Below are 5,210 nucleotides of genomic sequence, written 5' to 3' on the forward strand. Positions count from 1 at the left end.
TCTAGATGTTGCAATAACTATGGCTGTTAATGCCATTACTGATGAAAATGCTCTAAATTGGTTTAATCATTGTGGTTTATTCTTTGAGCCTATTTAGATAGCTCTTTTTGTAGTGACTTTGATCGCAAACTGCTGTAAATCCTCTTGGACTATTTGGCTACCCCAATTTACCCGTCGTACTTCTTGGCGGATATGTTCGACAATTTCCACAGTTGCTTGAGCAAGTTCGGGGAGTTGTTTTTGGGAATATTCACCTAAAATGTTGAGAAATGGCATTTGAGTTTTAGGATCTAATCCAGTCTCATCTGTAGTACGGCCTGTTTGGATTTGTTCTATATATTTCTGCAAAGCCTCAACTTTTGCTTCCCAGTTATCAGCTAAAGATTCCAGAATTTCTGTTAGTTTTTCACTTAAATTTTTGTAATAAACTGGGTCTTCTTCATAATTTACGCTGATATGGTGACGGGCAGCAAATTCCATTTCTGCGGCTTGTGCTTTAATCGAGCGATGGCGCTGGACATGGGTTTTAAAATCCAGTGACATTATATCAATCGGTGGCACTTTTGGGTCAATACCTTGCGATTCAATATATTGGTCTATTAATGCTCTAACTTTCTCTTTGGCGCTAACTATATTAAGTTTTTCATCTCTATAGAGGTCAGCTACAGCTTTTTTAATAAAGCCTAGTTTTTTGGCATCTCGAACAAAATTATAGGGCTGACGTGCTTCTGAACGCGGCAGTATTGTATCGAGAGTGTTGAGAAAATCTTTGAAATAGTCGTTAAATTCAACTCTCAGACGTTCATCTCTGAGCAAGTCTACACAAGCATCTACATCATCAATTGTGCAGCCATTTTTAGGAAATAGAGCAATAACTTGCTGGTGTTTTTCGCTCAACTTTGGCAATTCTGCACGAATATCAAACCAGGCAGATTCTGTATCTAGATTCTCATAAACCGAGAGTGCAGCAGCGATATCAACGCCGTAATAATCGACCACTAAACCTTCTGTTTTTTTATCATCATACACTCGGTTAACACGAGCGATCGCTTGCAGCAATTCGTATTCTTTTAGCGACCTGTCTAAATATAAAACTTGTTCTAACGGTGCATCAAAACCTGTTAGCAGCATATTTTTTACAATTAAAACTGCTAAACTATCTTCGTCTAAAGACTTTTTAAATTTCTCAATATTAATTTCCTGTTGGCTTTTATCTGTCCACTTTTTCCAACTACTATCATCTCCTTTATCACCAGAAATGATAGTAGCAAATTTTAGCTTACGTATGGTTTCAAGATGTGGGAGCGCTTGAGCAGAAAAACGAGTTTCGGCATCAAGCGATTCTAAAGCCTCCGTATTGAGACTTTGCAGAAGGGGTGCGCGGTATTCTAGCTGCTGTACTATTTCCCGTTGCACTTCCACAAATGCCTCTTGGTAACGGACAGCTGCGAGACGGGTAGAGGCGACTACTTGCGCCTTAAAGCCTCCTGCTAAAATGCGCTCAATATAATGACGCAGCATACTTTTAGCTTTGGCTTTAATTAATTCCCGTGCTTCGCCAACTTGGGTTTTAGTCGCGTACTTGGCTTTAATTTGCGCCCGTTCTTCTGGGGTTTTATCAGCAAAGATAATTTCAAAAAGTTGGTCGAGGTCATCACCTTGGGTTACAGTACCTCTAGCTTCTAACCCTTCGTAGACAATGGGCAAAGTGACTTTATCTTCTTGGGATTGGCGGATATTGTATTCGTCGATAAATGAACCAAAAATTTGCAGAGTGGTTTTTTTGGCAGCTTTGACGATGGGTGTACCAGTAAAGCCGATACGGACACAGTTAGGTAAGGCTTCTAATAAGTTGGTGTGGAGGGTTTTGGCGTGAGAACGGTGTGCTTCGTCAATTAGCACTAAGATATTTTCGGAAGGATTGAGGTTTTTCGGAATTGGTTCTATTTCTGCTTCTTCATCAGAATCTTCGCCACTTTTAAATTTCTGAATCATTCCGAAGACTAAGCCAGCGCCTGGTTGTTGCAAGTATTGTTCTAGCTTTTTGACATTTTTAGCCTTTTGTAATGGTTCCCCAGTGAGGACGGCGGTATCTGCAAGTTGTTTTTCTAAGTCGCGGCGATCGGTGACAACAACAATTTTAAAGCGGCGTAATTCTGGGATAGTGCGAATTTTCCGAATTAGGTAAACCATTGTCAGGCTTTTACCTGAACCTTGGGTATGCCAGATAATGCCACCGCGTTGGTCATCTGTGCCATGTTGGGCGCGGGTTTGATTGTGTTGAAGTTGGTACAGTGCTTTATAAACTGCCCGATATTGCTGGTAACGGGGGACAATTTTGATGGTGTGTCCGCCACTGGTTTTAAATAGAGTGAAATTATGCAGGATGTCGATTAGATTAGCTGGTTTCAACATCCCGGCGATGAGGGTATGGCGAAAATTCAATTCAGAAACGCCTAATTGTGCAGCAATTTCCGCTTGAGGACTGGGAATGGTATCTTTCCAATCAACATAATGTTCATAATTTGCGCCGATGGTTCCGGCTGTTGCCCGTCCTCTAGAGGCTGCTATCATCAGCAAATTGTAGTGGAATAATTTTTCTGCGCCTTCTGGTTGACTGCTACCCCGTTGGTTGGAATATTTCAATAAGTCTTGAATTGCTTCAGTTATCGGGTTATCTAAATTGGGACTTTTACATTCAATCACTACTAGAGGAATGCCGTTAACAAGTAGTACCATGTCTGGGACGATAAACCCCCGATTACCTGTTGCCCAAGGCGGGTCTACTCGATATTGATTGATGGCGAGAAAATCGTTGCGATCGCAATGTTCAGGGTCAAATTCAATAAAATGTACCGTATGCTGTTTGCCATCTTGCCTTAAAACTGTAGTGCCTTTGAGTAGCAATTCTGTGGCGGCTTGGTTAGCTTCCATTAATCTATTTGCACCCAGGCGTTCTAACTGACTAACTGCGGCTTGAACTTGAAGATCATCAAGCCAGGGATTACCGTTGTCATCCAGGTTGATACGTTTGATAGCAGCTTTGAGGCGCTCTGTCAGTAGAACTTGCTTGAAGTTTTCTCGTTCGGTAACTTCGGCATTGTCCCAATCTCCTTCAATGTACTGCCAACCCATGCTGGTGAGTTGTTGAACGGTAGGCAGTTCTACATGAATATACTCAGGAGTTTGCTGGGGCATAAATTATTGTGACAAGCCTTTTGGAATAATTTTAATGAATCCACTCTATCCCTTTTAGAGTGATAATACTTAATTTATATTTTTTTAGTATAGAAAGTTCTAGTTAGAAGCGATTGATTAATAACTGATGATATGCTGTCTAATAATGCTGGGTTAGGTCTTTGAACCTGCCGGGAGATGCCTAAAAGCATCTTTATCCCAAGGGGGCTGCTTTTCCAACTGTGGTAAAATCCAGGTATGGAATAAACAATAAAGATCCACCTTGACTAGGAGTTTCTTTATACCTGTTAGAAATAATAGGTATTGGTTATACTCTACACCTTAGTAGAGGAGACAGGTTGAGGGAGTGTCTAGCGTTCTCTGTCCGCCTTAGCAGTAAGCACTTCCAAATAATTAAACTACTACAAAATAAAAATATGTCCAAGGATTTGGACGACTTACTCATTGAATACTTTCAGCCTGAGAAGCTAAAGGCTGCGTTTAAAGCTTACGAACAACAAAAAACGGATTTCTTGCAGCAGGGTGAGCCAAAAGTGCAGATGGGGGTAGATGGTATTTCTTACCCAACCTTTAAAAAGGAACTTGATTTACGTTGTCAGCTTCTATCAAATAGATTACTTAAAGGTACATATCAGTTTTATACTTTTCGAGAAATAGAAATTCCCAAGCCATCTGGTGGAAAGCGAGTTTTATCGATTGCTACTATACGTGATGTTATTGTCCAAAAAGTATTATATGATGCTATTTACAAAGAGATCGAAAAAGATTTTAAAGCTACACTTAGATTAGATAAAGTATCTTGTGCATATAGAAAGGGAAAGTCTGCACCGTATGCAGCGAGCTTGATTCATCAATATATTAAACAAGGTTTTATATTTGCCTTAGATGCTGATATAGTAAAATTTTTCGATACGTTATCTCACGAGTATCTTTTTGAAATTATAGAGAGAAAGTTTGGTCAAGATACTTTAGCTACTAAATTATTAAGACGGTTTATCAAAACTGGTGGACTTCCACATAAAAATCAACGTGGCAAAACATACGGATACCGATTTTTTCATCATCATAAGCCTATTCTAAATAATCAAAGAATTATAAGAACTCAGGGTATTCCTCAAGGAGGCGTACTTTCAGGAATGCTAGCAAATTTATATTTACATGAATTTGATTGTTGGGTTCTCAATGAGTTATCGAAAAAATATTCTCTGAGATACGTCCGTTATGCGGATGATTTTGTAATACTTTTAAAAGAAAAAGAATTAATTCCTCTAGTACATCAAGAAGTTGCTCAAAAGTTACAAGATATAAAGCTAGAATTACATACTGATGAAAGTAAAACCAAATATGTTGATATAGCTAAAGATTTTCTAGAGTTTGTTGGGTTTCAATTCAATCTTGAGCATATCAAAGTTAAACCAGGAAACATTTTAAGATTCCAGGAAAGAATTATAGAAAAGATTAATAAAGAGCCATCTTATAAAACTGGGGAAAATTTCAAACGGAGATTTAATTTTTTTATCAAATATGTGATTAATAGAAAAGTAACTGGGCGTGGTGAGAAAATATGTGATGAATGCAGTGGTGTGTTAGGAGAAAGAGTAAAAAGTTGGATGGGATTTTTTATGGTTATTACAGACATCCAACAAATACGTGAATTGGATAAATGGATTCGTAAAGAAGTTAGCAGACATTTTTATACAAAGTATCAACTTCGTCTGAAGAAATCAGATTTAAAAAATGCAGGATTAATTACTCTTGAGCAAGAGTATTACAGACTTCATAAACGAAAAAGGTGTTTATGTGAGAAACCTAATTGTTCTTCAAGTCAAATGAATGATAGTAAAGCCATACAGGATACAGGAGCAAGCCAAACTATACAGCGCTTCCGCCTGTTATAAGGTACACTAGGTTAAAATATAAATACTTTTAAATGAAGTCATACTCTATCGAGCTTCGAGAAAAAATAGTTGCAGCACATATTCAAAAAAATATCTCAATCAGGAAAGTAGCTA

The 5,210-nt window shown here is 38.3% G+C and carries 2 protein-coding genes; one reads left to right on the top strand and one right to left on the bottom strand.

The window, feature by feature from the left end; genetic code table 11:
• Positions 1-93: 93 nt before the first annotated feature.
• A complete protein-coding gene (locus VE944_RS31240) occupies positions 94-3,198 on the bottom strand; it encodes a type I restriction endonuclease subunit R (RefSeq protein WP_324986806.1) in 3,105 nt (1,034 codons plus the stop codon).
• 416 nt (positions 3,199-3,614) lie between these two features.
• On the opposite strand from VE944_RS31240, the gene VE944_RS31245 reads away from it, so the two are divergent.
• Positions 3,615-5,096 (top strand): reverse transcriptase domain-containing protein, encoded by a 1,482-nt coding sequence (locus tag VE944_RS31245; protein WP_324986809.1) that lies wholly within the window; start codon positions 3,615-3,617, stop codon positions 5,094-5,096.
• The last annotated feature ends 114 nt before the right edge of the window (positions 5,097-5,210 follow it).

This window comes from Nostoc sp. (assembly GCF_035638895.1).
Lineage (GTDB): Bacteria > Cyanobacteriota > Cyanobacteriia > Cyanobacteriales > Nostocaceae > Nostoc.